The organism is Vibrio sp. SG41-7 (genome assembly GCF_014164465.1).
Taxonomy (GTDB): Bacteria; Pseudomonadota; Gammaproteobacteria; order Enterobacterales; family Vibrionaceae; genus Vibrio; species Vibrio splendidus.
Genome location: NZ_JACJFF010000006.1, coordinates 68,417 through 95,387 on the forward strand (window position 1 = coordinate 68,417; position 26,971 = coordinate 95,387).

The window sequence follows — 26,971 nt, forward strand, 5'->3', positions numbered from 1 at the left end:
TGAACTATGAGATCGGCTTATTTACCTAACGCTTCTTTATAGTGCAGACGGCAAGCAGAAACATACTGATCATTACCGCCAATAGCCACTTGGTCACCTTCAGCAATCGCCACACCGTGCTCGTCGGTACGGATTACCATATTAGCTTTACGGCCACAGTGACAAATGGTTTTAAGCTCAACCAGTTTATCTGCCCAAGATAATAAGTAACGGCTACCTTCAAACAGTTCACCCAAGAAATCGGTACGTAAACCGTAGCAAAGTACAGGGATATGCAGTTTATCGACCACTTCTGTTAACTGATACACCTGCTCTTTCGACAAGAACTGACACTCATCAATCAAAACACAATGACGCTTTTCTTTTTCATTGAGTTTTTGGATTGCGTCAAACATATTGGTGTCATTTTTAAAAAGTTGAGCTTCAGATTGCAAACCAATTCGAGAGCTAACTTTACCGATACCATAACGATCATCCAATGCAGCCGTAAAGATCACTGGCGTCATGCCGCGCTCTTGGTAGTTGAATGAAGACTGAAGAAGTGTTGTTGATTTACCCGCATTCATTGCCGAGTAATAAAAATACATCTGAGCCACAGAAATATTCCTGTTAATTAAAAGTTGAAGATAAAAAGGTGATATTAGAGAATTTTTGCTAGAAAAAAGGGCTGAAAATCAGCCCTTTTTATAATATTTACTTACGACGCCAAGTCGTACCTTCTGAACCATCTTCCAGAACAATACCCAACTCGTTTAGCTTGTCACGTGCAAGGTCAGCATTCGCCCAATCTTTCGAAGCACGAGAGTCGTTACGCAGTTTGATCAACGCTTCGATTTCAGCCACTTCGTCATCGTTGCCTGCCGCATCACCTTGCAAGAAAGCCTCTGGGTCTTGATGAAGAATACCGATGATGTCTGCCAGTTCACGCATCAATGCACCTAGTGCACTTGCTTTTTCGACGCTTTCAGTTTTGATGCGGTTGATTTCACGAGCCATTTCAAACAGTACTGAATAAGCTTCTGGAGTGTTGAAATCATCGTTCATCGCTGTAGAGAAACGAGTCACGTACTCTTCACCACCAGTCGGAGCTGCTGTAACGTCTAGGCCACGAAGTGATGTGTAGAGACGCTCAAGTGACGCACGAGCTTGGGTTAGGTTATCTTCGCTGTAGTTCAGTTGGCTACGGTAGTGACCAGACATTAGGAAGTAACGTACTGTTTCTGCATCGTAATGCTGAAGTACGTCACGGATAGTGAAGAAGTTACCCAGTGACTTAGACATTTTTTCTCGGTCTACCATCACCATGCCACTGTGCATCCAAGTATTCACATACTGGGTGCCGTGTGCGCAGCAAGATTGTGCGATTTCGTTCTCGTGGTGCGGGAACTGTAGATCTGAACCGCCACCGTGGATATCGAAGTGATTGCCAAGAATAGAAGAGTTCATTGCTGAACACTCAATGTGCCAACCCGGACGACCTGGCCCCCATGGTGATTCCCACGTAGGTTCACCTGGCTTAGACATCTTCCAAAGAACGAAATCTAACGGGCTACGTTTTGCAGAATCAACATCAACACGAGCACCCGCTTGAAGCTGATCAAGGTCTTGCTTTGAAAGCTTACCGTATTCGTCAAATTTCTTAACTTCGAACATCACGTCGCCGTTGCTTGCAACATAAGCAAAACCACGCTCAATTAACTTTTCAACAAGCTCAACGATTTCAGTGATGAATTCAGTCGCACGAGGCTCAACATCAGGGCGCTTCATGTTCAATGCATCGAAGTCCGCGTGCATTTCCCCGATCAGGCGCTCAGTCAGAGAATCACAAGACTCACCATTTTCATTAGCGCGCTTGATGATTTTATCATCGATATCAGTGATGTTACGAACGAAGTTCAAATCGTAACCAAGGTAACGAAGATAACGAGTTACTACATCGAAAGAAACAAACGTGCGGCCATGACCAATGTGACAGAGATCGTATATGGTTACCCCACAGACATACATGCCGACTTTGCCAGCTGTAATTGGTTTGAATTCCTCTTTCTGTCTTGTGAGTGTGTTATAAATTTTCAGCATGATCTCTATCTATATTTGTGTATTAATCAAAATAAGAGGTCAAGTATATCAATTCATGCGTTATTAGGTAATCCCCCAAAGCAGTAATTACCTCAAACAACCAAGTTAAGTTAATGATTTGGTGATTTGAAAGTCCGCCAACATGCGCTAGAATTCGAACTTCATATTAAAAAGACAGTAAGGTAACAATCATGATCATCCTTCACACAAATTTTGGTGACATCAAAGTTCAACTTAACGAAGAAAAAGCACCAGAAACAAGCGCAAACTTCCTACAGTATTGCCGTGACGGTTTTTACGACAACACGCTATTCCACCGTGTTATCGATGGTTTCATGGTTCAAGGCGGCGGTATGACTTCTGGCCTTAAAGAAAAAACAACTCGTGCAACTATCAAGAACGAAGCAAACAACGGCCTAGCGAACAAAGTGGGTACGCTAGCAATGGCTCGTACTATGGAACCGCATTCAGCGAGCTCTCAGTTCTTCATCAACGTTAACGACAACTCTTTCCTAAACTTCCGTAGCGAAAGCCTAGACGGTTGGGGCTACTGTGTATTCGCAGAAGTTGTTGAAGGCATGGACATCGTAAACAAGATCAAAGGTGTTAGCACTGGTTCTATGGGTATGCATCAAGATGTACCTCTAGAAGAAGTGATCATCACTGGTACTACAATCGAAGCTTAATCACTTGCTTTCGGTTAGTATTAATAACTGATGAGCCGATAAAATCAGGATATAGGGAGCGAATCGCTCCCTTTTTTTAGACCTATGAAAACATATTTTATATCAGACCTGCACCTTACTCCGTCACGACAAGACATCACTGACTGCTTCTTAACCTTTATGAAGAAAGAAGCCGTAGAAGCGGATGCACTTTACGTATTAGGCGACCTTTTCGAATTCTGGATTGGTGACGACGATAAGAGTGAGTTCGCGACTTCTATCCGCCAAGCGTTTATCGACTTAGTGAAAACGGGCGTACCTTGCTACTTCACACAAGGTAACCGCGACTTTTTAGTTGGCAAAAAATTTGCCAAGCAAACGGGCGTACAACTTCTAGATGAAGTATCAACGATCGATATCTACGGGCAAAAAGCGGTGGTGTTGCATGGTGATACCCTGTGTACCGAAGATGTAAAATACCTCGCCTTCCGCGAAAAAGTGCATCAACCATGGCTGCAATGGGTCTTCAACAGAATTCCATTTTTCATCAAGAAGAAAATTGTCTCGAAGGTTCAATCTGACATCAAAGATGACAAGCAGACCAAATCTCTCGACATCATGGATGTGACACAACAAGAAGTGGAAGATGTGATGGAACGAAACAGCGTCGATCTTATGATCCACGGCCATACTCATCGCCCTGACATCCACACTTTTAACGTCAATGATTGCACTAAAACTCGTATCGTATTGGGTGATTGGTATACGCAAGGTTCAGTGCTGGTGTTCACTCCGCAAAGTTTTGAACTACAGAATCGAGAGTTTAGCAACCGCTTTTAACATCACTCTTAAACTTTCACTTTGATTATTATTATCGGTCAGACTTTCATAGAAAGTGTATGGTAATTTCTACTGAATTAGCTATTATCTCTCTACCAGAAATAAACCGAACACAGTACCAAGTTGAAATATTCATACGTAGCGCGTCAACCAATACTCGATACAGACAAGAAAACCATAGGTTACGAGTTGCTATTCAGGGATGGTCCTAAGAACACTTTCCCTGAAGTAGAGCCGGAGCTCGCTACTAGCCGTTTGCTTTCCGACCACTTTTTATCAACTCACTATAATACGTTGGGTGATAAATTGGGGTTCGTGAACTTCCCTTATGCAAGCCTAATCAACTTAGTCCCGACTCTGTTTCCCAAAGAAAGCCTCGTTGTTGAGGTTCTTGAAGACTGCGAACCAACAGACGAACTACTTGAAGCAATAAAAGCTATCTATGACGCGGGTTACACCATCGCGTTAGACGACTTTGTACCAAGCAAAGCATGGAAGCGCTTTTTACCGTACGTTTCAATTATCAAGTTTGATATCCGTTTGATCTCAATCGCGAAAGCTTCAATGTTCATGAACTCTCTCAAAGGGTTGGATATTAAGTTCCTCGCAGAAAAGGTCGAGACTTACGATGAATATCAAGAAGCAAATCGAGCAGGCTTCACCTACTTCCAAGGTTATTTCTTCAGCAAGCCGGAAATGATTCAAACTCGCGCTCTCAACCCTGCGTTTTTGACGATTGTTCAGCTGTTAAAAGAGATTGCGCACGACCCTATCGACTTTAGCGAAGTAGAACGTTTAATTACGCTAGATGTCACGCTGTCTTACAAGTTACTTGCCTATGTGAACTCCGCAGGCGGCTCAGCAACGACCATTCGTTCATTCCGCCAAGCACTTATTTTCCTTGGCGAACAAAAGCTGCGTAAGTTCGTTTCACTGGTAGCGATTGCCTCAGCGAAAGAAGATAAGCCGGACTCACTCTATGGTTTAGCCGTGTTACGAGCACGTGAGTGTGAACTCTTAGTAGAAAAAATGAATGTAAAGGTAGAGCCCGGACAAGCCTTTTTGACCGGTATGTTCTCTCTACTTGATTCACTGTTTGACCAACCATTACAGCAAGTCTTGGACTCAGTACCAATCGATGAACAGATCAAGCAAGCTTTGATTCAACGAAAAGGCGTGCTGGGCGCGATTTTGGCGATGGTTATCGCTTATGAGCAAGCTCGATGGGACGAAGCAACGCGCATCCGTAAAGTTCTCAAGCTAAGTGAAGCGGAACTCGGTCAAGCTTATGATGAAGCCACTACTTGGGCTCAAGAGCTGTTATCACCTTCGTTGAAATAGTTCACTTCACATTGCTGCTTCAATAGAAACTAAGCTTTGGTGAGCAATCGTTTCTTGGTAAACTCCAACGCATTCATATATGGCCTCTTAATAGAGGCCATTTTTACAGGATCTGACTATGTCTTTATGCCCATGCGGTAGCAAAAATACTTACCAACAATGTTGCGAATCAGCACACCTTAACCACAGTGCAGTTGAAACACCCGAGCAATTAATGCGCTCTCGTTATTCTGCACATGTACTTGGTTTGGTTGATTATGTGGTTGCTACTTACCACCCGACTTGTAATGCAGAAGCACAGAGAGAAGGTATTGCCGAATCCATAGATAGTGATTGGGCGGGTTTAGAAGTCATCGATACTGCCGCAGGTTCAAATGAGAATGAAGGCTTTGTTGAGTTTAAAGCTTACTTCAACGATGGGGCTGAGCAGTTCTGTATGCAAGAACGTTCTCGCTTTGTTCGTGAAGACGGTATTTGGTATTACATTGATGGCACCTTCCCTGAGCAAGAAGATGAACAAAAAGAACAAGAAGAGCCAGAAATTGACCCGCGTCTAAACCAAACGGTTGAAAGTTTTAAAATCGGCCGCAATGACCCATGTATCTGTGGTAGCGGAAAGAAATATAAGAAGTGCTGCGGGTAAGTCAAAAAATTAGAATGTTTGATTAAGTAAAGAGATTCCTGATGTCGCTTAGGCTCCTCGGAATGACGTAAAGTCAGAGTTTAGAAAAGTGACGCAGGGCTTAGAAATCTTGAAATCTTGAAATCTTGAAATCTTGAAAATTAAAAAGCTAAAAAGCCCCGTAAACATAATTGTTTACGGGGCTTTTATCTATCTGTTACGTAGTTCGATTAATCTAAAGAGAGCTTACTTATGGCGCTCTTTTAATTTGTTCACCACATCGTTCATCGATAAACCTTGGTCTTGAAGAAGAACCATCAAGTGGTAAATCAAATCTGCTGATTCACACACTAATTCCGCCTTATCGCCCGACGTCGCCGCAAGCGCGACTTCAACGCCTTCTTCGCCCACTTTTTGCGAAATACGCTTGGTGCCACGGGCATATAAACTGGCAGTATAAGAAGATTCAGGGTCTGCGTCCTTGCGGGCAGCCAGTAGCTGCTCAAGCTGATGAAGCCACACCATCTGAGACTCTTCTTGCTTGTCTCCATCCCAACACGTTGTTGTACCTGTGTGGCACGTTGGGCCAATGGGATTAACCTTAACCAGCAAGGTGTCGTTGTCACAATCCAATGACATGTTTTGCAGTTGCAATACGTTACCCGACGTTTCACCTTTGGTCCAAAGGCGCTCTTTAGTGCGAGAGAAAAACGTCACTTGGCCAGTTTCACCTGTTTTCTCGAGCGCTGCTGGGTTCATGTATCCCATCATCAGCACTTGGCTCGATTGGTAATCTTGAACAATAGCCGGCACTAAGCCATCTACTTTTTCCCAATTAATACGCTCTGACAATGCGCCTACTTCTGTTTTTGATAAGCTTACGGGTTCAAAACTCATAGTCGCACCTCTACATCTTGTTGTTTCAAATACTGTTTAAGTTCACCAATATTGATGACTTGCTTGTGGAATACCGAAGCCGCAAGTGCTCCGTCCACGTTGGTTTTTTTATAGGCTTCAGCAAAGTGCTCCATCGCACCTGCGCCACCTGATGCAATCAGAGGTACATTACACACTGAACGTACCATGTTTAACTGGTCGATATCATAGCCGTTGCGAACGCCATCTTGGTTCATCATGTTCAACACAATCTCACCGGCGCCACGTTTCTGTACTTCCTGCACCCAATCTTTGGTTTCCCACTTGGTTGCTTTGGTACGCGCTTCATCGCCTGTGAATTGGTAAACCTGATATTTACCCATCTCTTTATCGAAGTATGAATCGATACCGACAACGATACACTGCACGCCAAACTTATCAGCTAGGTCAGTGATTAGCTGTGGGTTAGCCAATGCAGGCGAGTTGATGGATACTTTATCTGCACCAAACTCAAGAATACGCGCTGCATCTTCCGCGGACTTAATACCACCAGCCACACAGAAAGGAATATCAATCACTTCTGCTACGCGTTTCACCCAGCTTTTATCGACCACACGGCCATCACTTGATGCGGTAATATCGTAAAATACTAATTCATCAGCGCCCTCTTCTGCGTAGCGTTGTGCTAGCGGAACGATGTCACCAATAATTTCGTGATTACGGAATTGAACGCCCTTAACCACTTGCCCATCACGGACATCCAAACAAGGGATTATTCGCTTTGCCAACATGCAAATGCCTCCTCTGCTGTGAACTTGCCATCAAGCAGTGCGCGACCAACAATCACACCCGCAACGCCGCTGCCTTTCAGTGCTTCGATATCAGCTAGGCTGCCAATGCCACCCGATGATTGGAATTGCACTTGTGGGTATTGCTTACAAAGATCAACATAGAGCTCTACGTTTGACCCTTCTAGCGTGCCATCACGTGAAATATCAGTACACAGAACGTGTTTAAGGCCAACCGTGAGGTAATCTTCAATTAGCGCTTCAATGGTCACGCCTGAATCTTCTTGCCAACCTGAAATCGCGACTTTACGTGTGCCGCTTTCGTCAATGTTGATGTCCAGAGCCAGCACGATTTTTTCCGCGCCGTACTTCTCCATCCAACCTTTAACCAACTCTGGTTGCTTAACTGCTGTAGAACCAACCACAACGCGCTGTGCGCCCGCTTCTAGCAGATCAACGACATCTTGTTCATTACGAACGCCACCACCAATCTGGATGTTGGCAGGCGTGCTAGCAAGTAGCTTAGCAATCAAGTCTAATTGACGAGCAGTGGTATCTTTTGCACCTGTTAAGTCAACAAGGTGAAGCCAGCCAGCGCCAGCTTGGTGATACAGGTTAAACTGCTCTGCTGGATCGACTTTGTATTCTGTTACTTGCCCGTAGTCCCCTTGAAATAAGCGAACTACTTGGCCTTCAATTAAATCTAATGCGGGAATAATCATTTACATTCCTTATCTGGCAACGGTAGCCGCTGCCTAATCCTTATTACAATTCCAAGAAGTTCTGAATCAGCTTAGAGCCAGCTTTTGACGAACGTTCTGGGTGGAACTGAACACCATAATAGTTGCCACTTTGCACTGCGGCAGTGAACGGATTGCCGTAATCACATTGTGCGATTGTGTAGTCACCCACTGGCATTGCGAAGCTGTGTACAAAGTAGAAGTACTCGCCCTCTTCAATATCTTTGAATAGAGGGTGGTTAGGTGTCGCGGTTACTGTGTTCCAACCCATGTGTGGTAATGGTAAATCACCCGTTTCAAGTAAACGAACTTCGCCATCACACAATCCTAGGCATTCAACTAACTCGTCAGCTTTTTGGCCTTTCTCTTGAGACAGTTTGCCTAACAGCTGCATACCTAAACAGATACCCAGCAAAGGTTTCTCTACTTGTTTCACAAGACTAACAAGGTCACGCTCTTGCAGGTTTTTCATTGCCTCACTTGCTGTACCTACACCAGGTAGGAACAGCTTGTCTGCAGCAAGAACAACTTTTGGTTCTTTTGAAATTTCAACTGTATAGCCCAGGCGTTCAATCGCAAACTTCACTGAGGAAACGTTGGCACAACCAGTATCAATAATAACGACTTTTTGATCTTTCATTGTTTTTCCTTGCTAACGTTAGCCTTACAGAACGCCTTTGCTGCTTGGTAACTCATTACCTTCAACTTTGATTGCTTGGCGGAGAGTACGGCCAAACGCTTTGAACAGACTCTCAATAATGTGGTGATCATTATTACCAGCTGAAGAAAGGTGCAATGTACAAGCCAATGTATCGGTTAGAGAGCGGAAGAAGTGAACCACCATCTCCGTAGAAAGGTCACCCACTTGCTCGCGGCTAAACTTAGCATCAAATTTTAGGTACGGACGACCAGATAGGTCTAAAGCACACTGAGCTAAACACTCATCCATAGGCAAGCTGAAACCGAAACGGCCGATACCACGTTTGTCGCCTAATGCATCTTTAAGTGCTTGGCCTAAAGCAAGAGCGGTGTCTTCGATTGTGTGGTGATCATCAATGTGTAGGTCGCCCTTCACAGTCAGGTTCATCTGGAAACCGCCGTGTGTCGCGATTTGATCAAGCATGTGATCGAAGAAACCCATGCCAGTATCGATCTTGTTACCACCGGTTTCATCAAGGTTTACAGCTACCTTAATATCGGTTTCTTTGGTCGTACGAACCACTTCAGCAACACGCGCATTAACCGTTAGATCTTTAACGATTTGTGGCCAATTGAGTGTGCCTTCCGTTTCTGCATCCGGGCCGTATTGGATACCACGAATTGCCATGTTCTCAGCAAGCTGAAGATCCGTCATTCGATCGCCAATGACAACAGAGTGTTGGAAGTCGACTTTGCCGCCTTGTAGGTATTCTTTAACCATACCCAGTTTTGGTTTACGGCAAGAACAGTTGTCTTCGTCAAAGTGAGGGCAAATAAGCACATCGTCAAACTTAACGCCTTGAGACTCAAAGAACTCCATCATCATATTGTGTGGCGCATCGAACTCTTCTTGTGGGTAGCTGTCGGTACCTAGGCCATCTTGGTTAGTCACCATCACTAAGCGGTAACCCGCATCTTGCAATGCCAGTAGGCTAGGGATCACTAGCGGTTCGAATTTTAGTTTGTCTAAACGGTCTACTTGAAAGTCGACTGGCGGCTCAACAATTAAGGTGCCATCACGGTCTATAAAAAGTATTTTCTGTTGTTTACTCACTTGAACTTCCTTTTAATTTTAAATCTGCTGGCCTAGCTAAAATCAAACGCTAACCCAAAATATTGGTTTCATTTGCCAGTCTGTTTTTAATCAACTCAGACTGACAAATGTTATTAATGGTAAGCCTTTCGTTACTGAAAAAAGTTACGAATGAATCCAAGTGTCTTTTCGCACTCTTCTCGGTTACCAATACTAATGCGAACACAGTCTTCAATAGGTGAATTACGCAAAATAATACCCGTATCCCAAGCCGCTTTAAATAACTCATCGCCGTTCGGGAATTTCACCAGTAAGTAGTTACCCCAGCCATCAAAAACCGTCACTTGAGGCATGCCTAATAGACCCGCCTGCAAATACGCTCGGTTAGCACTTAAATCCAGAACTTGGAACTTAGCTCGCGCTAGTCCTTTCTCTGAGAGTGCTTGAACGGCAATGTCAGCAACAGGGATTGGCACCGGGTAAGGCGCAATCACTTTCAACAGTACATCGATAAGCTCTTTGTTCGCCAGCGTAAAGCCACAACGTAAGCCCGCCAAAGCAAAGGCCTTCGACAAAGTGCGCAGAATCGCTAGGTTTGGATATTGCTCCAGCAAATCAACGGTTGATGCTTCTGGACAAAAATCGATATACGCTTCATCCATCACCACAATCGCTTTGTCTTGCGTCATTTCAAGCAGTTTGATGATGTCTTGGCGATCAACCAAGTTACCCGTTGGGTTGTTTGGGCTACAAACAAACACTACTTTCACGTTGTCTAGTTGAGCTTTAATAGCAGGAAGATCCAATTGCCATTCAGCCGTTAAAGGCACAACCTTGCGCTCAACACCAATCGTCTCGGCACTGATGGCATACATACCGTAAGTCGGAGGGCAGTACAGAATCGAATCTTCGTTCGGCTCGCAGAAAGCTCGAATCAACAGTTCGATACCTTCGTCAGCGCCACGAGTGGTCAGCGTTTGCTCTGATTTCACGCCTGCATATTGAGCGTAAGCATCGATCAGCTCTTTAGGCTGGCACTCGCTGTAGCGATTAAGACGAGACAAGTTTAGGCTGTACTCGTTATCAAACGGAGACTCGTTAGCGTTTAGCCACACATCTCCGCTGCCACCAATGCGTCTTGCAGACAAGTAAGGTGTAAGAGCCTGAACTTGTTTTCTTGCTAACTTTTCCATGCCCTACCCTTATTTCGCTTGATTTAACTTTTCAATTCGGATGGTCACAGCACGTTTGTGCGCATCCAAACCTTCGGCTTCCGCCATTGTGACTACCGTTGGCGCTAGACCTTTCAAACCATCAGCCGTTAACTCTTGTACCGTCATACGCTTAGAGAAATCAGCCAAACCTAGACTTGAATAGGTTTTGGTATAGCCGTAAGTAGGAAGAACGTGATTTGTACCTGATGCGTAGTCACCTGCAGACTCTGGAGACCAGTCACCAAGGAAGATTGAACCTGCATTGTCTAGTAACGGCAGCAATTCACGTGGATTCTTGGTCTGAACAATCAAGTGCTCTGGACCGTAGAAGTTAGAAATCGCAATCGCTTGAGTGATCGATTCAGCAATGATGATTAGGCTTGAAGCCAATGCTTGCTGAGCGATGTTCGCACGAGACAGTTCTTTCAGTTGCTTCTGAACCGCATCGGTTACTTGGTCGGCAATAACTGGCGATGGTGTTACTAATACAACCTGTGAATCTGGGCCATGTTCAGCTTGGCTCAGTAGATCAGCAGCAATGAAGTCAGCATCCGCAGTTTCGTCTGCAATCACCATCACCTCCGATGGGCCTGCCGGCATATCAATCGCAGAACCACGGAAGTCGTTACTCACTTGGCGCTTAGCTTCCGTTACATACGCATTACCAGGACCGAAAATTTTATCTACTTTAGAGACACTCTCCGTACCGTAAGCCATCGCCGCAACGGCTTGACCACCACCTACATTGTAAACCTCATCGATTTTACAAAGATTAGCGACATACAAGATTTCATCCGCGATTGGCGGAGGTGAACAAAGCACAACCTTGCGGCAACCCGCGATTTGAGCGGGTACACCTAACATAAGAACCGTTGACGGAAGTGGCGCGCTGCCACCCGGAATATAGAGTCCAACAGTATTAATAGCGCGTGTCACTTGCTCACACACAACGCCTGGCTGTGTTTCAACCTTAATTGGCTGCGGCTTCTGAGCTTCGTGAAACTTAGCAATATTGCTATAAGCTTGTTCTAACGCTTGCTTCATTTCTGGTGTTAAACGAGCACATGCCTCTTCAATCTCAGTCGAGCTGACTCGAATGGATTCTGGAGTCACACGATCGAACTTTTCAGTCAGTTCTTTAAGTGCGGCATCGCCTTCATTTCGTACTTTTGCAATAACATCAGAAACAGTCGCTGTGATGTTTGCACCTTCAGTAATAGCTGGACGCTCTAGTACCGAGTCTTGCTGTGATTCACTTAAAGATTGCCAAACAACGGTTCTCATCGTCACTACCCCATCATTTTTTCGATTGGTAATACTAGAATCGAGCTTGCACCCAACTCTTTCAGCTGTTCCATAGTTTCCCAGAACAAGTTCTCGGTACTTACAAGGTGAACGGCAACTTTGTCTTTGTCTGTTGATAGTGGAAGAACAGTAGGATCTTCAGCGCCAGGCAATAATGCTTTGATTTGCTCTAGCTGAGATGTTGGCGCGTGAAGCATGATGTACTTCGACTCTTTCGCTTGTTGAACACCCTGCATACGAGTCAGTAGTTTTTCAATTAATGCTTCTTTGTCTGCATCAAATTCGCCAGTGCGTTGAATTAACGTTGCTTTAGATTGGAAGATAGCCTCTGCTTCTTTTAGGCCATTTGCTTCTAGTGTCGCACCTGTAGAAACTAAATCTGCGATAGCGTCTGCTAGGCCTGCGCGAGGCGCAACTTCAACCGAACCCGTTAGCATACAAGCGCTGAATTCAACACCCTGCTCGTCCATGTAGGCTTTCAGTAGTTGTGGGTAAGTTGTCGCAATACGTTTACCCGCTAGATCTTGTGGGCCGTTGTATTCTTCGTCTTTGTTAATCGCGATAGAAAGACGGCAACCACCGAAGTCTAAACGACGTAGTGTGCGAAACTCTGATGGCTCTTTTAAAGCAACACGGTCTAGGCGAACTTCTTCTAGTTCATTTTCACCGATGAAACCAAGGTCAACCACACCATCCATGATAAGACCTGGGATGTCGTCATCACGAACTAATAACAAGTCGATTGGCATATTTAGTGAATGAACAACTAAGCGCTCACCCATGATGTTAAATTTAACACCACATTTTTTAAGTAGATCTTGGCACTCTTTACTTAAGCGACCTTTCTTTTGAATTGCGATTCTTAGGCGTTGTGTCTGCATTGCTGTATCCCTGTGCAAATATTTGAATTTATTGATTATTTAAAAGTGCTAAAACTAAAAAACCCTCGGAAGACTTTGTCGTCCCGAGGGTTTAAATCTAAATTCTTTGACTTAACCTCCGGGAGAATTCTTGCTCCCGGGTATACGTAAATCTCCCCGAAAGACTAGATAGGGTGATGATGGTGATGAATGTTCATTACTAATTTACGCATACTTATCGGCTCTTAGGTTGTTTGCTGTCTTGTCTCCACACTAACTAAGCTGACACCCTTTTTCAACCATTTATTCGAACTTTTTTCACGAAATTTAAAATTAAATTAACGAGCACAAAAAAAGGGAGGCAAACGCCTCCCTTTTCATTATTCAATCAAGTGATGATTAGCTTTTGCACGTCGACATTTTACAACGTGAGAAATAAGCCAATGCAAAACATACTGCCACAAACGTTAGAGACGCTGCGCCGAACGCGATGCCAGTTGATGATGTCATACCTAGAGTGATGAAGCCGATACACGATACGAACGCCACAGACAGCGCATAAGGAAGCTGAGTCGATACGTGGTCAATGTGGTTACAACGAGCACCGGTAGAAGACAGAATCGTTGTGTCTGAGATTGGAGAACAGTGGTCACCAAATACAGAACCAGCAAGAACCGCACTTAACATCGGTAGAATCAGCGCGATGTCAGAAGCTGCAGCCATGTCACCCGCGATAGGAAGCATGATGCCGAACGTACCCCAAGATGTACCTGTCGAGAATGCCATTAGGCCAGCAAGAAGGAACAAAATAACCGGTAGCCAGTGGTAATCAATGTTGCCAGTTGCTAGAGATGATAGGTACGAACCTGTTTTCATGTCACCGATGACAGAACCGATAGTCCATGCAAACACAAGAATCAGGATAGCGCCAAACATAGAGCTAGCACCGATCCACATTGTTCTTGCGATATCAGACATTGGTAGCTTTTGCTTAAACACTGTCGCTAGCGCAACAAGCAGACCTAAAACACCACCGTAAACAAGAGACTTGCCTACATCTGTATTTTCGAACGCACCAAGCAGGTTGAATGCTTGACCGTCAGCAGCCAGCGCTTGGCCACCCGTGTAAAGCATAGCGGCAACTGTTGCTACGATTAACGATACAATTGGCATAACGAGATCAGAAACAGAACCGTTTTCGCTCTCTTGAATGTCTAGCTCTTCGTTTAGATCGTGAGCTTGCTTTTGATCGTTGTCGCCTTCAAAGCCACGGCCTTGAGATGCTTCGATCTCATGTTCACGCATCTTACCAACGTCTAGACCGAACCATGCAACGGCAAATACCATTAATAGTGCGAACACAGCGTAGAAGTTCATTGGGATAAGACGAACGTAAGCACCCAGTGCAGAATACTCTGTCACACCGTGTGTCACTAGGATGCCACCAATAATAGTGATGATGTAAGCACCCCAGCTAGAAGCCGGCATAATCACACACATTGGAGCAGCGGTAGAATCTAGAATATAAGCTAGCTTAGCGCGAGATACGTAGAAGCGGTCTGTTACAGGACGAGAGATAGCACCTACCGCTAAGCTGTTGAAGTAATCATCGACAAAGATGAATACGCCTAAGAAGGCAGCAAGTAGTTTTGAACCACGTTTGCTCTTCACACGAGACTGTGCCCACTCAGCGAATGCGCGAGTACCACCAGAGAGTGTGAGTAATGCAGTTGTCATTCCGAGAATAATTAGGAATGCGATGATGCTCATGTTCCAAGTGTTAATGCCACCATCTTCGATGAAAACACCAGATGCTTTAGTGAACACGTAACTAGCTGCGTTACCTACTGAGTAGTCAGCAAGTAGAATCGCACCCATAAAAATACCAACACCTAAGGAAACCAATACACGGCGGGTAACAATTGCTAGAGTCAATGCAACCAAAGGAGGAAGCAGCGATAAAGGCGATGTTGCAAAATCTATTAAATTCATGATCTTCAAAAACCAGTTTTTTATTTGGCTAGAGATCTACTGCAGACAAACTTGATACGGTTTATCAAGCTCATGTTGAACTAAGCGAAAGGGAAGTGAACACTTCACCCAACCCTACAGTAGCGCTCCATAGTTTAAAATTAAGACTATGGCAGTGTTGTACCTATTGAGCACAACCCCAGCAAATTGCTTAGATATACAATTTACTTCGGCAATTAGACCTTTCATTCCCGCTCATTGGCATCACCCCAACGAAAACTACTTTTTATAATTGCGCCTCTACGTGCGATAACATTATTAACTGTGTAAACCAGAGTTTAACAACAAATTAACCAAAGCATCGCATCAGGTAGCCGCAATTGTACCCATCAAGAGCAACAATGCAACATATCATTCCGACAAAAATGTCTTTTTGTTAATGAACTAATCAATAAAAAAATAGTCTACATATAACAATTACTCCACCAGTCACATATCGATTTTTAAGATAATCTTAATAATTATTATAAATTCATCAAAAGTGAGTCGTTTCTTTTTCAACTATTCATCTCACTTTTATATTTAAATAACCAATACTAGAAATACTATTTGTTTTATTCCTAGGCTCTGTTTATTATTAGGAGGATTATTTAGTTTACCTTGATGGGAAATATCATGTCTGAATTAACAAAAACACTATTAAATATCCGCAGCCTTCGTGCGTTCTCACGTGAATTAACTCTTGAGCAACTTGAAGAAGCGCTAGACAAGCTGACTATTGTTGTACAAGAGCGTCAAGAGTCTGAAGCTGAAGAACGTGCTGCTAAAGCAGAGCAAGAAGCTAAGCTTTCTGCTATTGCTGAACAAATTGCAAAAGACGGAATTGATGTTGCAGATCTTATTGCTGCACTTTCTGGTGAAGCAAAATCTAAAACAACTAAAGCTAAACGTGCTCCTCGCCCAGCGAAATACAAATACGTAGACGCAAACGGCGACGAGAAAACTTGGACAGGTCAAGGCCGTACGCCTTCAGCTATCCAAGAACAACTAGATGCTGGTAAATCTCTAGAAGAGTTTGCTCTTTAAGGCATCGTGTTTGCTAAGTGAATAATCAATAAAACACTAAGCAATAGAATTAATATTAAGTCGACTAAAGTATTATTTACGGCTTCAATATATTCAGAAACAAAAAAGGCTCCTTTCGGAGCCTTTTTTATATTTCACTATTAGAAATATAAATGAAAAAGATAAAAATATCTTATCTTTCCCAGTATGCTTCTTCTAGACTGTCTTCTCTTTCAGGAAGGCCACGAGACAAGCGAGGAGAGTGCTGAACCAACACTTCATAACTTGCACGGTTTGAATATTTACAAACTTGTGAGAAAGATGAATACGTTAAAAATGCATGTTGGTGTTTGCTAGAATTCGGTACATTTTCTTTATGATATTTATTTGCTGCCATATCATGTAATAAAGCCGACAGCGCCGCATCCCCTGCACCATTGGTATTCTTGATCTTTTCTGGACCACCCATGTAAGGCGCGATATGCGAATAGATTTTCGTTGGGTTGTCACATAACTCTTTATGTGCAGGACGGCTAAACTCATAGCGGTTAAATTCTGCAATCGAGCCTGGTAACAGCGGCAATGAAGTTTCACGCTTCACCGCGTCTTCAGTATAACCCGCCATGAATAAGCCAACAGGGCCTGCCGTACATAAAACTAAGTCTACCCACTCTAGTGCTTTGTCTGAAGCAGCAAGCGGATCGCTTTCTCCTGTTAAGGCTTCAGCTTCGTCTTCATTCATTGCAACAACGGTGACGTGCTGTTCAAGGAAATCTTTCCAGAACTCTGGATCATCTTGAATAACGAACTTAGTACCAAGAGTTAAAACAACAGGCACATCGTATTTCTTCGCGTATTCGATCGCTTTCATTGTTGCTTCAGGCATAGGGTCACCTGGTTTACAACGAACTAAATACGCCGTTAACACTAAAGCAGAAGCACTTTTGAAAATTTTCTCAGGAATGCTTTCTGGTTTTAATTGGTTCATTTGTCCTTCGCTAATTGCGAAAGTACGTTCACCATCTTCTGTAATTAATGCAAAGCAGCGACCAATTGCGCCATCTACCCCTTGTAAATGGTTCAGATCCATTCTGCTTGATGTATTACATAAATAGCGGTAACCGTAGCTACCAATCTTAATATCTTGACTCATTACACCCAATAGCGTTGAACGGTCATCCGCAAGTACTGAATAGTTGTGTAATGTATTACCAATAGTGCCACCAGCGTATTCATTGGTAATCAGGCACTGTTCTTTTAATTCTTGATACAAGGATTCAGCAGCTTCATCACCAATAACCAGTGAGTGTCCCTTACTTAGGCCATATTTTTCGATTAGCTCAGAACTCACTTTCGCTTCAATATCCACCAAAGTTTGGTCAATACCGATAATATGAGTACGTGACATTCTTTTGCTAGTTTGAGCTTGGCTTACTAAAGGATCACGAGCGTGAACCGGAAAATAGTGCTTTGATTTACGTTGTCCAGGGAATTTCATAAGGCTAGTCTAAGTCAAGGGGAAATAGGTGGCGGATTCTACCGCGCTATATTTAACGCGGCAATCTTTCAAACTATAGCAAACGTTTGCGAGGCTATTTTTTTATTCGCCTTCCATAAAGCTTAAGTCAGGTAGCATACCCAAATGCTCGGCGTAACGTTTTTGATTAAACTCAGCGCCGTTTTTCATTACATCAAATACTTCAATAGCCAATGCACATGCCATAGCCGCAATCGCCTCTTCACGAGGAGTACCTGTCATCATTAAACGCATCAGCGTCTCTTTCACTTTCACAGGTTGGCCATCTTCAAGTTGGTTTTCGATAATCTCGATCAACTGTTCTTCTTGCATAAACTCATTTTGTTCAGACATTTTTTATCTCAGGTCTTGGATTTCGAGCGACTATGCCACATATAGATCTGACATCCTAGCGAGTCTCCTCGCGTTCATGCGATTCTCTAACGAATTCAGCGCAATATTTGTGCAAATGAAACTGTGATTCCGGTCTCGGATCTGTCGCGGTGTTTCTCTTTCTGTTAGAATCTGCGACCAAGTAATAGTAACGGTGTTTAGACATGTCAGATATCAGCTCTGGAAACAGCGAAAAGAAAGTAATTGTCGGTATGTCCGGCGGTGTAGATTCGTCAGTATCGGCGTATCTTCTTCAGCAACAAGGCTATCAGGTAGAAGGCCTTTTCATGAAAAACTGGGAAGAAGACGATAACGAAGAATACTGCACGGCAGCTGAAGACCTTGCTGATGCTCAAGCGGTATGTGACAAACTAGGTATCCACCTTCACACTATCAACTTTGCAGCAGAGTACTGGGATAATGTATTCGAGTACTTTCTTGAAGAATACAAAGCGGGTCGTACACCGAACCCAGATATCCTTTGTAACAAAGAAATCAAATTCAAAGCATTCTTAGAGTTTGCGGATGAAGTATTGGACGCAGACTACATCGCGATGGGTCACTATGTTCGTCGTACTTTCCCAACACAAGAAGAGCTCGATGCGGGCGTAAAACCAGAAATGCTGCGTGGCTTAGACGGCAACAAAGACCAAAGCTATTTCCTATATACGCTAAGTTCAGATCAAGTGGCACGCAGCCTATTCCCAGTTGGTGAATTAGAGAAGCCTGAAGTGCGACGCATTGCTGAAGAGCAAGACTTGATCACTGCGAAGAAAAAAGACTCAACAGGTATCTGCTTTATTGGTGAGCGTAAGTTCACAGAATTCCTTGGCAAATATCTACCGGCTCAACCAGGTAACATCGAGACACCTGAAGGCCAAGTTATTGGTCAACACCAAGGTTTGATGTACCACACGCTAGGTCAACGTAAAGGCCTGCATATCGGTGGCACCAAAGGCGGTGGCGGTAATGAAGACCCATGGTTTGTTGGTGAAAAAGACCTTAAACGTAATGTTCTGATCGCGGTACAAGGTAAAGACCACCCTCTTTTAAAATCAGAAGGTTTGATCGCTTCTCAGCTTCATTGGGTAAATCGCACACCAATTACTGAAGTTATGACATGCACGGTAAAAACACGTTACCGTCAGACTGATATTCCTTGTACAATCATCCCAATTGACGATGATAACATTAAGGTTATCTTCGATGAGCCGCAAATCGCTGTAACGCCAGGCCAGTCGGCTGTGTTCTACCAAGATGAAGTATGTCTTGGTGGTGGTATCATCGAAAAACGCATCTAACTAATCAAACAAAACGATAGAAAACAACTAGGAGTTACTACGTGGCTAATACACTTTATGACCGTACTATTGCTTTCGCTGGAATTTGCCAAGCTGTGGCTTTGGTTCAACAAGTAGCGAAAGACGGCCGTTGTGATAAAGATGCCTTCGAAGCTTCACTCAATGCCATTTTAAATACTAACCCAGCGAACACTGTGGGTGTATTTGGCCGTGAGGCGAACCTAAAGCTAGGCCTTGAATGCTTAGTAAAAGGTATCGACAGTACTCCTGCTGGTAGCGACATTACTCGCTACATCATCAGCTTGATGGCGCTTGAACGTAAACTATCTGCTCGTAATGACTCTATGTCACAGCTTGGCGATCGTATTCAAACTGCAGAGCGTCAAACTGAGCACTTCGATCTGTTTGACGAGCAAATGATCAGCAACCTTGCGAGCATCTACTTAGATGTAGTGAGCCCTATTGGCCCTCGTATTCAGGTTTCTGGTACGCCAGCTGTACTTCAACAGACGTCGAGCCAGCATAAGGTTCGTGCTCTGCTGCTATCAGGCATTCGAAGCGCTGTGTTATGGCGTCAAGTTGGCGGTAAACGTCGCCACCTTATCTTCGGTCGCAAGAAGATGATCGAGCAGGCTCAAATCCTGCTAGCTCGCATGTGATTTATTAGCTCGCGCCTCGTCGCGAGCTTGTTTTTTGTACCAACACAATTCTCACGCAAACGATTGCGCAATATGCGTGACAATTGAGATTGTTACTGGTATAAACCTCTCAAAATTTAGAAAACTCAATTCAGGAGAACACCATGGAACTGTCAGCATTGACTGCTGTTTCACCAGTAGACGGCCGTTACGGAAGCAAGACTGTTGCATTACGCAGCATCTTTAGTGAGTTTGGCCTACTAAAGTACCGCTCTATCGTTGAAGTTCGTTGGTTACAAAAGCTTGCAGCTACAGATGCAATCAAAGAAGTACCAGCGTTCAGTGCAGAAGCTAACCAGTTTCTTGATGAACTAGCTGCTAACTTCAGTGAAGAAGATGCTCTACGTATCAAAGAGATCGAGCGCACGACTAACCACGACGTTAAAGCGGTTGAGTACTTCTTGAAAGAGAAAGTTGCTGGCGTTCCTGAACTTCACGCTGTAAACGAATTTATTCACTTTGCATGTACTTCTGAAGACATCAACAACACCTCTCACGCGCTTATGCTTAAAGAAGCTCGTGATACCGTGATTCTTCCAGAAATCCGTAACGTAATTGATGCTATCAAAGCACTTGCGAACGAGTACCGTGATATTCCATTACTGTCTCGCACACACGGTCAGCCAGCTTCTCCTTCTACAATGGGTAAAGAGATGGCTAACGTTGCGTACCGTATGGAACGTCAATACAAGCAAATCGAAAACGTTGAGATCCTAGCGAAAATCAACGGTGCTGTAGGTAACTACAACGCACACCTTTCTGCATACCCAGAAGTTGAATGGCACCAGTTCAGCGAAGAGTTCATCACTGAATCTCTTGGCGTAACTTGGAACCCGTACACAACTCAAATCGAACCTCACGATTACATCGCTGAGCTGTTTGATGCTGTTGCTCGTTTCAACACAATCCTTCTGGACTTCGACCGTGACGTTTGGGGCTACATCGCTCTTGGTCACTTCAAGCAGAAGACTATTGCTGGCGAAATCGGCTCTTCTACAATGCCGCATAAAGTTAACCCAATTGACTTCGAAAACTCTGAAGGCAACCTTGGTCTAGCGAACGCAGTATTTAGCCACCTAGCACAAAAACTTCCAGTTTCTCGCTGGCAGCGTGACCTTACTGACTCTACGGTTCTTCGTAACCTAGGTGTTGGTGTTGGCTACGCAATCATTGCATACACTTCGACTCTGAAAGGTATTAGCAAGCTTGAAGTTAACCGTGCTGCGCTACTTGCTGAGCTAGACAAAAACTGGGAAGTATTGGCTGAACCAGTACAAACAGTAATGCGTCGTTACGGCATCGAGAAGCCATACGAAAAGCTAAAAGAGCTAACTCGTGGTAAACGTGTAGATGGCGAAGGCATGCGTGCATTCATCGATGGTCTTGAAATCCCTGCAGACGAGAAAGTACGTCTAAAAGAGATGACGCCAGCGAACTACATCGGTCAAGCAATCGAGCTAACTGACAAGCTGTAAAATTCGAATTTCGAATCACAGAATAGACTAAGGCTTCCCATGTGGAAGCCTTTTTGTTGAGGGGAACAAAGTGTATTGAGCACAAGAGTCGTTAGCAAAATAATACAAAGCCATCCCGCCTAATTGCCCTGCTCATATCAGTCCGTGCGATATCAACCAATGAATATCGTAACGCTTCATCACCAGTAACCCTTTATCACCAGACACATATCCCCCGGAGACTTACTCTCTTGAATGACAAGATCAAAAAATGCCTCCCGAAGGAAGCCTTTAGAATACATATTGCCGCTTAACGAAAGCAGCTTGTGTTAGAAATTACATGTTACGTAAAGACGCAATACGCTTATCTAGCGGTGGGTGGCTCATTAGAAGCTCTGTTAGAGACTTCTTACCGTTGATACCAAATGCCATCATAGAACCTTCTAGTTGTGGCTCATGGCTCACCTTTAGGCGCTCTAGCGCTGCAATCATCTTCTCTTTACCTACTAGGTTCGCTGCACCTGCATCGGCATGGAATTCACGATGACGGCTGTACCACATCGTAATGAAGCTTGCTAAGAAACCAAATACCAATTCCAACACCATAGACACACCGAAGTACACCATCATGTTGCTGCCACCCTCTTCTTCGTTGTCATTCGACGCAACAATGTTGGCGATGAAACGAGATAGGAAGATAACGAACGTGTTCACTACACCTTGCATTAACGTCATGGTCACCATATCACCGTTCGCGATGTGGCTCACTTCATGCGCTAATACTGCTTCAGCTTCATCACGCGTCATGTTGTGCAGCAGACCTGTTGATACTGCTACCAATGAATCGTCACGCTTAGCACCCGTCGCGAATGCGTTAATGTCTGGCGAGTCGTAGATCGCCACTGTTGGCATACCAATACCAACTTGTTGAGATTGACGGCTTACCGTCTCCATCAACCAATGTTCTGTTTCGTTACGTGGGCTTTCAATGACCATGCCGCCTACTGAGCGTAGCGCCATTTTCTTTGACATCATTAATGAGATGAATGAGCCGCCAAAACCAAACACCGCAGCCATTAACAACAAGCCAGAGAGGCTTCCTGGTTGCATAGCTGTGACTGCATATACAATATTAAGAACAACACTTAGTACCAATACAACCGCAAGGTTGGTTGCAAGGAACAACATTACTCGCTTCATTACTTATCTCCGCATGAAAGCTGTTTTTATAAAACTTATTGTTATAGACAAGGCAGACAGCAATAGATTCCAACCTTGAAGACTTATACTTACTTATACATATAGTCTTAGATTAAGAAAACAAGGTTAAGCATTAAATTGCAACATTTGATTACGAGATTGTAGATGAGTTAATCATGGTCTATTAGACCTAAGTCGTATGGTGTCGATATAACAATCCGTTTACAGTGACCTCAGATGATTTATTGGCTAGTCCATGTACAAAAAGGGAAGGATCATGGTTGAAGGTACTAACACTCAAATGGCTATCGATTTACTGTGCTGTCACCTAGGGATTACTGAAGAAGAAGCAAAAAAGCAGATTGGGATCCTAACTCCACAAACGGCACAGACAAAAATCACAGAAACGCAACAAGCATTAATGGGACTGACAAAAGAACATTAATCCCAAACTTGTTCAAAAGACCCGTTTTTACAAACGTATGGTCTAAAGGCTTAACATAGCAAAAGGGCTGCAATCGCAGCCCTTTTCTTATTTAGTACACAAGGTGAGAATCAAAGCGCAAGTAAAGGCTGCACATCAATGTACTTACCAATGTTCTTAGACTTTGCTCTTGGTACGTAAGGGATTTCACCTAACTTCGGCGCACCTAGCTTGTCTTCAAGCATCGCAATAATATCAGCATAATGTTCAGTGCCTGGATTAATGCGGTTCGCTACCCAACCTACTAGGTTTAGACCATCTGCACGAATCGCTTCAGCAGTTAACAGAGCGTGGCTTAAACAACCCAGCTTAATACCAACAGTCAGGACAACTGGAAGCTGCTCTTTCTTAACCCAACTAGATAAGTATTCGTCATCTGAAACGGGTACACGCCAACCACCAGCACCTTCAACTAAAACGATGTCAGAGTTTTGCTTATGTTGTTCTAGCTTCGCTGATAATACCGCTTCATCAACCACGACACCGTCATGCTTAGCTGCGATATGAGGTGATGATGGTAGCAACAATGCATACGGGTTAACGTCTTCGTAAGCAACATCTTGCGTCGCAGCTTCTTGAAGGTGCAATGCATCACTGTTACGTAACCCTTCAGGGTATTGTTCACACCCTGCAGCAACTGGTTTATAACCAATTGTTGATAAATCCTGTGCGGCCAAAGCTTGAAGAATCGCTTTTGAAACCACAGTTTTTCCCACTTCGGTATCCGTACCTGCAATGAATAATGCATCAATCATAATTGAATAACCCCTAAACAAACTTGATATGTTGCTGGTAAGAAACCTTGATGGTTTTTAAACTCTCGATATTCCCGTTCAACAAGCTGCAACATGCGGCGACTTGTTAAACCTTGTGAGCGACCACTTACGTGATTAGCGCCGATACCTTTAAGGTCGCGCATCAGTTCAAACGCAGTGTCGTACCAAACGGTGATGGTGGGCAAGTCTAGTTGATGAGCAGTACAGCTAGATTGCGCTAACGCAATTTTTACCTGATTGATTGTAATAAAATGGTTAACGTGTTGATGTGCGTCAATTTTGGACCATGATTTTTCCAGTTCAAACAGTGACCCATCAAGCAAAGTTGAGAAAATCACACGCCCGCCAACCGCTACAACGCGCTTCACCTCTTTTAAAGGCGAGGATAAATCATCACACCATTGTAACGCTAAGCTTGAAAAAACGATGTCAAAACACCCATCTTCAAACGGCAATTGTTCGGCATCGGCTTGTTGATATAAAGAAACCGATGCACCACAGCGCTGCTCTGCCCTTTCTAACATTCCAACAGAAAGATCAGCACACACCACTTCAGCACCGCGCTTCACCATCTGTTCAGAGAAGTAGCCAGTACCACAACCTAAATCGAGCACCTTTAAGCCAGAAAGGTCTCTCGGTAGCTTGTCTAGGAGTCGGTAGCCGACATCGCGCTGGAACTCAGCGTGCTTGTCATACGTTGTCGCTGCTTTACCGAAGGCTTCGGCAATCGCACTCTTATCTTGGCCTACGTAATTATGCACTACTGCTTCTTGTGACATTTACTGAGCCTCTTTCTTTAATTCAAAGCTTGATTCTATGCTTGGTTTGCTTCCAGAGTCGTTGCTTCGCTCTATTGCTTGAAGCAACGAGTCAGTTAACTGAAGAATCTGTTCCTGACTATGGTTCGCCGTTAAGGTAATACGCAAACGAGCAGTCCCAATAGGCACCGTTGGTGGCCTTATTGCCGTTACCCAAACTTGATTGCGCTTTAACTCTTCGGCAATAGATAATGCAGCTTGAGCTTCGCCAATAACGAACGGCTTGATTGGAGTCTGAGTATCAATAAAGCCTTTCACGCCACTCATCTGCTCAGCATAAAGGGCGCCAAGTTCTGTCAACTTCTCTCGACGCCATTCTTGCGTCTGAATCATCTGACACGCATGAGACAAAGCCACCGCTTGTGAAGGGGGCATCGCTGTCGAATACACATGATGACGAGCAAACTGAGTTAAGTAGTCACCCACCTCTGACGAACAAAGAATCGCAGCACCAGAAAGGCCAAATGCTTTACCAAAGGTCACCACCAAGATATCAGGTGAGATTTGTGCCGCACTGCAGCTCCCAGCCCCTTTATCACCTAATACGCCAATACCGTGGGCATCATCAACCGCCAACCAACTGTCGTATTGATGAGTCAGGTTAGATATCTGGCTAAGAGGCGCTTTGTCGCCATCCATGCTAAACACACCTTCAGTCACGACTAACGATTGTGGAGAGCGACTTAGTAAAGACTCGAGGTGCTGCGTATCGTTGTGCTTGAAACGTTTCATTGTCGCAGGAGAAAGCATCCCCGCTTCCATCAAAGAGGCGTGGTTAAGCTTATCTTGCAGTAGAGAATCGTCTTTCTCGAGCAGAGAAAACAACAAGGCTTGATTAGCACTGAAACCAGAACTAAAGAGAATGGCACGTTCAAAGCCAAGCCATTCACACAGCTGAGCCTCTAAATTTCGATGAGCAGGACTAAAGCCCGTGACCAATGGCGATGCTGCACTGCCAGCACCATATTGGGAAAGTCCGGTTTGCCATGCATCGACCAGTTCAGGATCGTTTGCCAAACCTAAATAGTCATTACTCGAAAAATTAATGAAGCTAGAACCTTCGCTCGTAAGCAAAGGACCATTACTGTTTTCTAACACTTTAAGTTGACGAGTTAATCCTTGCTCACGGCGATGAGCAAGGGCATCTTTAATACGAGATTTAAACAGTGGCATCGTAGAACATGTCATCTTTCGTTGGACGAGCAGCAACGCGCTCCACCACTTGATCTAACAGTTCGTTTTCTTGAATTTCATCAGGCTTCTGAGCCACTTGTTGGCTGTTGATACCTAACTTCTTAAACAGCTGCATATCCGTGTCTTCATCTGGGTTTGGTGTAGTCAGTAGCTTACAACCGTAGAAGATAGAGTTCGCGCCAGCCATGAAACACATCGCTTGCATCTGTTCATTCATATTCTCACGACCCGCTGATAGACGAACCGCAGACATTGGCATCATGATACGAGCAATGGCAATCAGTTTGATAAAATCGAAAGACTCAACATCGTCGACGTTTTCCATCGGTGTGCCTTTCACTTTTACGAGCATGTTGATTGGCACACTTTCAGGGTGTACAGGAAGGTTAGCAAGTTCAACAAGTAAGCCGGCACGGTCATTGGTGCTTTCACCCATACCAATAATACCACCAGAGCAGATCTTCATACCGGCATCACGCACGTGAGATAAGGTATCTAAACGATCTTGGTAAGTACGAGTAGTAATGATGCTGCCGTAGAACTCAGGAGACGTATCAAGGTTATGGTTGTAGTAATCCAAACCCGCATCCGCTAACTCACCCGCTTGATCGGGCGTTAACATGCCCAGTGTCATACAGGTTTCCAAGCCCATGCCTTTCACACCTTTGATCATGTCGGTAAGGTGAGGCATATCGCGCTCTTTCGGGTTTTTCCATGCAGCGCCCATACAAAAGCGAGTTGAGCCCGCATTCTTAGCTTTTAGCGCAGCATCCAAAACACGCTCGACTTCCATTAAGCGTTCTTTGTCGACATCCGTTCGGTAGTGAGCACTTTGAGGGCAGTACTTACAATCTTCAGGACAAGCACCCGTCTTTATCGATAGAAGCGTACTCACTTGCACGTGGTTGTGCTCTTGGTACCGTCTATGAACGACTTGAGCTTCAAACATTAAATCCATAAACGGTTTTTCAAGCAGTGCTGTTACTTCAGCAACTGTCCAGTCATGACGAACTTCCACGTGTCGATCCTTTTTTATTAT

27 protein-coding genes, 1 riboswitch and 1 other annotated feature are annotated in these 26,971 nt (G+C 44.2%); of the genes, 9 read left to right on the forward strand and 18 right to left on the reverse strand.

Going from position 1 to position 26,971, the window contains the following annotated elements; genetic code table 11:
- Window positions 1-17: 17 nt before the first annotated feature.
- Both H5300_RS02855 and cysS read right to left on the reverse strand, forming a co-directional pair.
- Window positions 18-596: a thymidine kinase gene (locus H5300_RS02855; protein WP_182795363.1), complete on the reverse strand. Its 579-nt coding sequence runs from the start codon at window positions 594-596 to the stop codon at window positions 18-20.
- Between the two features lie 97 nt (window positions 597-693).
- Window positions 694-2,079: a cysteine--tRNA ligase gene (gene cysS, locus H5300_RS02860; RefSeq protein WP_182795364.1), complete on the reverse strand. Its 1,386-nt coding sequence runs from the start codon at window positions 2,077-2,079 to the stop codon at window positions 694-696.
- Window positions 2,080-2,270: 191 nt separating this feature from the next.
- On the opposite strand from cysS, the gene H5300_RS02865 reads away from it, so the two are divergent.
- From H5300_RS02865 to H5300_RS02880, 4 genes are all read left to right on the forward strand, one after another.
- Window positions 2,271-2,765: a peptidylprolyl isomerase gene (locus H5300_RS02865; RefSeq protein ID WP_004734582.1), complete on the forward strand. Its 495-nt coding sequence runs from the start codon at window positions 2,271-2,273 to the stop codon at window positions 2,763-2,765.
- 84 nt (window positions 2,766-2,849) lie between these two features.
- Window positions 2,850-3,584 (forward strand): UDP-2,3-diacylglucosamine diphosphatase, encoded by a 735-nt coding sequence (gene lpxH, locus H5300_RS02870; protein ID WP_017078987.1) that lies wholly within the window; start codon window positions 2,850-2,852, stop codon window positions 3,582-3,584.
- Window positions 3,585-3,707: 123 nt separating this feature from the next.
- A complete protein-coding gene (locus H5300_RS02875; protein WP_102266592.1) occupies window positions 3,708-4,925 on the forward strand; it encodes an EAL and HDOD domain-containing protein in 1,218 nt (405 codons plus the stop codon).
- 118 nt (window positions 4,926-5,043) lie between these two features.
- Window positions 5,044-5,568, forward strand: coding sequence for a YchJ family protein (locus H5300_RS02880; protein WP_182795365.1), 525 nt, complete (start codon window positions 5,044-5,046; stop codon window positions 5,566-5,568).
- A gap of 225 nt (window positions 5,569-5,793) precedes the next feature.
- Here H5300_RS02880 and hisIE read toward each other — a convergent pair whose 3' ends face one another.
- From hisIE to H5300_RS02925, 9 genes are all read right to left on the reverse strand, one after another.
- Window positions 5,794-6,444: a bifunctional phosphoribosyl-AMP cyclohydrolase/phosphoribosyl-ATP diphosphatase HisIE gene (gene hisIE, locus H5300_RS02885; protein WP_102266590.1), complete on the reverse strand. Its 651-nt coding sequence runs from the start codon at window positions 6,442-6,444 to the stop codon at window positions 5,794-5,796.
- Window positions 6,441-7,214: an imidazole glycerol phosphate synthase subunit HisF gene (gene hisF, locus H5300_RS02890; protein ID WP_182795366.1), complete on the reverse strand. Its 774-nt coding sequence runs from the start codon at window positions 7,212-7,214 to the stop codon at window positions 6,441-6,443. Before hisF ends, hisIE begins: the two co-directional genes overlap by 4 nt.
- The gene (gene hisA, locus H5300_RS02895) at window positions 7,196-7,933 is read right to left on the reverse strand and encodes a 1-(5-phosphoribosyl)-5-[(5-phosphoribosylamino)methylideneamino]imidazole-4-carboxamide isomerase (RefSeq protein WP_012604374.1); all 738 of its coding nucleotides are present in this window, start codon (window positions 7,931-7,933) and stop codon (window positions 7,196-7,198) included. Before hisA ends, hisF begins: the two co-directional genes overlap by 19 nt.
- Before the next feature lie 43 nt (window positions 7,934-7,976).
- The gene (hisH, locus tag H5300_RS02900) at window positions 7,977-8,591 is read right to left on the reverse strand and encodes an imidazole glycerol phosphate synthase subunit HisH (protein ID WP_017083264.1); all 615 of its coding nucleotides are present in this window, start codon (window positions 8,589-8,591) and stop codon (window positions 7,977-7,979) included.
- A 24-nt stretch (window positions 8,592-8,615) separates the two neighbouring features.
- Window positions 8,616-9,704, reverse strand: a complete 1,089-nt coding sequence (gene hisB, locus H5300_RS02905; RefSeq protein WP_004734574.1) for a bifunctional histidinol-phosphatase/imidazoleglycerol-phosphate dehydratase HisB — start codon at window positions 9,702-9,704, stop codon at window positions 8,616-8,618.
- A 131-nt stretch (window positions 9,705-9,835) separates the two neighbouring features.
- Entirely contained in the window at window positions 9,836-10,876 is a 1,041-nt protein-coding gene (hisC, locus tag H5300_RS02910) for a histidinol-phosphate transaminase (RefSeq protein WP_182795367.1), read from the reverse strand.
- A 9-nt stretch (window positions 10,877-10,885) separates the two neighbouring features.
- A complete protein-coding gene (gene hisD, locus H5300_RS02915) occupies window positions 10,886-12,187 on the reverse strand; it encodes a histidinol dehydrogenase (protein WP_017083263.1) in 1,302 nt (433 codons plus the stop codon).
- A complete protein-coding gene (hisG, locus tag H5300_RS02920) occupies window positions 12,187-13,083 on the reverse strand; it encodes an ATP phosphoribosyltransferase (protein ID WP_029222074.1) in 897 nt (298 codons plus the stop codon). The genes hisD and hisG overlap by 1 nt, the downstream gene beginning before the upstream one ends.
- 53 nt (window positions 13,084-13,136) lie before the next feature.
- Window positions 13,137-13,272 (reverse strand) — a sequence feature (His leader region).
- Between the two features lie 189 nt (window positions 13,273-13,461).
- Window positions 13,462-15,054, reverse strand: coding sequence for a Na+/H+ antiporter NhaC family protein (locus H5300_RS02925; RefSeq protein ID WP_026012259.1), 1,593 nt, complete (start codon window positions 15,052-15,054; stop codon window positions 13,462-13,464).
- A gap of 112 nt (window positions 15,055-15,166) precedes the next feature.
- Window positions 15,167-15,344, reverse strand: a riboswitch (Lysine riboswitch).
- Window positions 15,345-15,708: 364 nt separating this feature from the next.
- Between H5300_RS02925 and H5300_RS02930 the strand changes: the two genes are divergently transcribed.
- A complete protein-coding gene (locus H5300_RS02930; RefSeq protein WP_004734569.1) occupies window positions 15,709-16,119 on the forward strand; it encodes an H-NS family nucleoid-associated regulatory protein in 411 nt (136 codons plus the stop codon).
- A gap of 172 nt (window positions 16,120-16,291) precedes the next feature.
- Here the strand turns inward: H5300_RS02930 and H5300_RS02935 are convergent, their stop codons facing one another.
- Together H5300_RS02935 and H5300_RS02940 are read right to left on the reverse strand one after the other, a co-directional pair.
- Complete coding sequence (locus H5300_RS02935; RefSeq protein WP_004734568.1) at window positions 16,292-17,596, reverse strand: inosine/guanosine kinase; 1,305 nt, start codon at window positions 17,594-17,596, stop codon at window positions 16,292-16,294.
- A gap of 102 nt (window positions 17,597-17,698) precedes the next feature.
- A complete protein-coding gene (locus tag H5300_RS02940) occupies window positions 17,699-17,968 on the reverse strand; it encodes a hypothetical protein (protein ID WP_004734567.1) in 270 nt (89 codons plus the stop codon).
- 203 nt (window positions 17,969-18,171) lie between these two features.
- On the opposite strand from H5300_RS02940, the gene mnmA reads away from it, so the two are divergent.
- From mnmA to purB, 3 genes are all read left to right on the forward strand, one after another.
- Window positions 18,172-19,308, forward strand: a complete 1,137-nt coding sequence (gene mnmA, locus H5300_RS02945; protein ID WP_004734566.1) for a tRNA 2-thiouridine(34) synthase MnmA — start codon at window positions 18,172-18,174, stop codon at window positions 19,306-19,308.
- A 41-nt stretch (window positions 19,309-19,349) separates the two neighbouring features.
- A complete protein-coding gene (gene hflD / locus H5300_RS02950; RefSeq protein WP_004734565.1) occupies window positions 19,350-19,967 on the forward strand; it encodes a high frequency lysogenization protein HflD in 618 nt (205 codons plus the stop codon).
- Between the two features lie 143 nt (window positions 19,968-20,110).
- Window positions 20,111-21,481, forward strand: a complete 1,371-nt coding sequence (gene purB / locus H5300_RS02955) for an adenylosuccinate lyase (RefSeq protein ID WP_017083261.1) — start codon at window positions 20,111-20,113, stop codon at window positions 21,479-21,481.
- 315 nt (window positions 21,482-21,796) lie between these two features.
- Here the strand turns inward: purB and htpX are convergent, their stop codons facing one another.
- Window positions 21,797-22,660 (reverse strand): protease HtpX, encoded by an 864-nt coding sequence (gene htpX, locus H5300_RS02960; RefSeq protein WP_182795368.1) that lies wholly within the window; start codon window positions 22,658-22,660, stop codon window positions 21,797-21,799.
- 277 nt (window positions 22,661-22,937) lie between these two features.
- Between htpX and H5300_RS02965 the strand changes: the two genes are divergently transcribed.
- Window positions 22,938-23,105, forward strand: coding sequence for a hypothetical protein (locus tag H5300_RS02965; RefSeq protein ID WP_017078977.1), 168 nt, complete (start codon window positions 22,938-22,940; stop codon window positions 23,103-23,105).
- A gap of 110 nt (window positions 23,106-23,215) precedes the next feature.
- Here H5300_RS02965 and bioD read toward each other — a convergent pair whose 3' ends face one another.
- Genes bioD through bioB form a run of 4 tightly spaced genes read right to left on the reverse strand, consistent with a single transcriptional unit; the run spans window position 23,216 to window position 26,950 of the window.
- Complete coding sequence (bioD, locus tag H5300_RS02970; RefSeq protein WP_029225749.1) at window positions 23,216-23,899, reverse strand: dethiobiotin synthase; 684 nt, start codon at window positions 23,897-23,899, stop codon at window positions 23,216-23,218.
- Window positions 23,896-24,699, reverse strand: coding sequence for a malonyl-ACP O-methyltransferase BioC (gene bioC, locus H5300_RS02975; RefSeq protein ID WP_182795369.1), 804 nt, complete (start codon window positions 24,697-24,699; stop codon window positions 23,896-23,898). Before bioC ends, bioD begins: the two co-directional genes overlap by 4 nt.
- The gene (gene bioF, locus H5300_RS02980) at window positions 24,700-25,911 is read right to left on the reverse strand and encodes an 8-amino-7-oxononanoate synthase (protein WP_182795370.1); all 1,212 of its coding nucleotides are present in this window, start codon (window positions 25,909-25,911) and stop codon (window positions 24,700-24,702) included.
- Window positions 25,898-26,950, reverse strand: coding sequence for a biotin synthase BioB (gene bioB / locus H5300_RS02985; protein WP_004734551.1), 1,053 nt, complete (start codon window positions 26,948-26,950; stop codon window positions 25,898-25,900). The genes bioF and bioB overlap by 14 nt, the downstream gene beginning before the upstream one ends.
- Window positions 26,951-26,971: the final 21 nt, after the last annotated feature.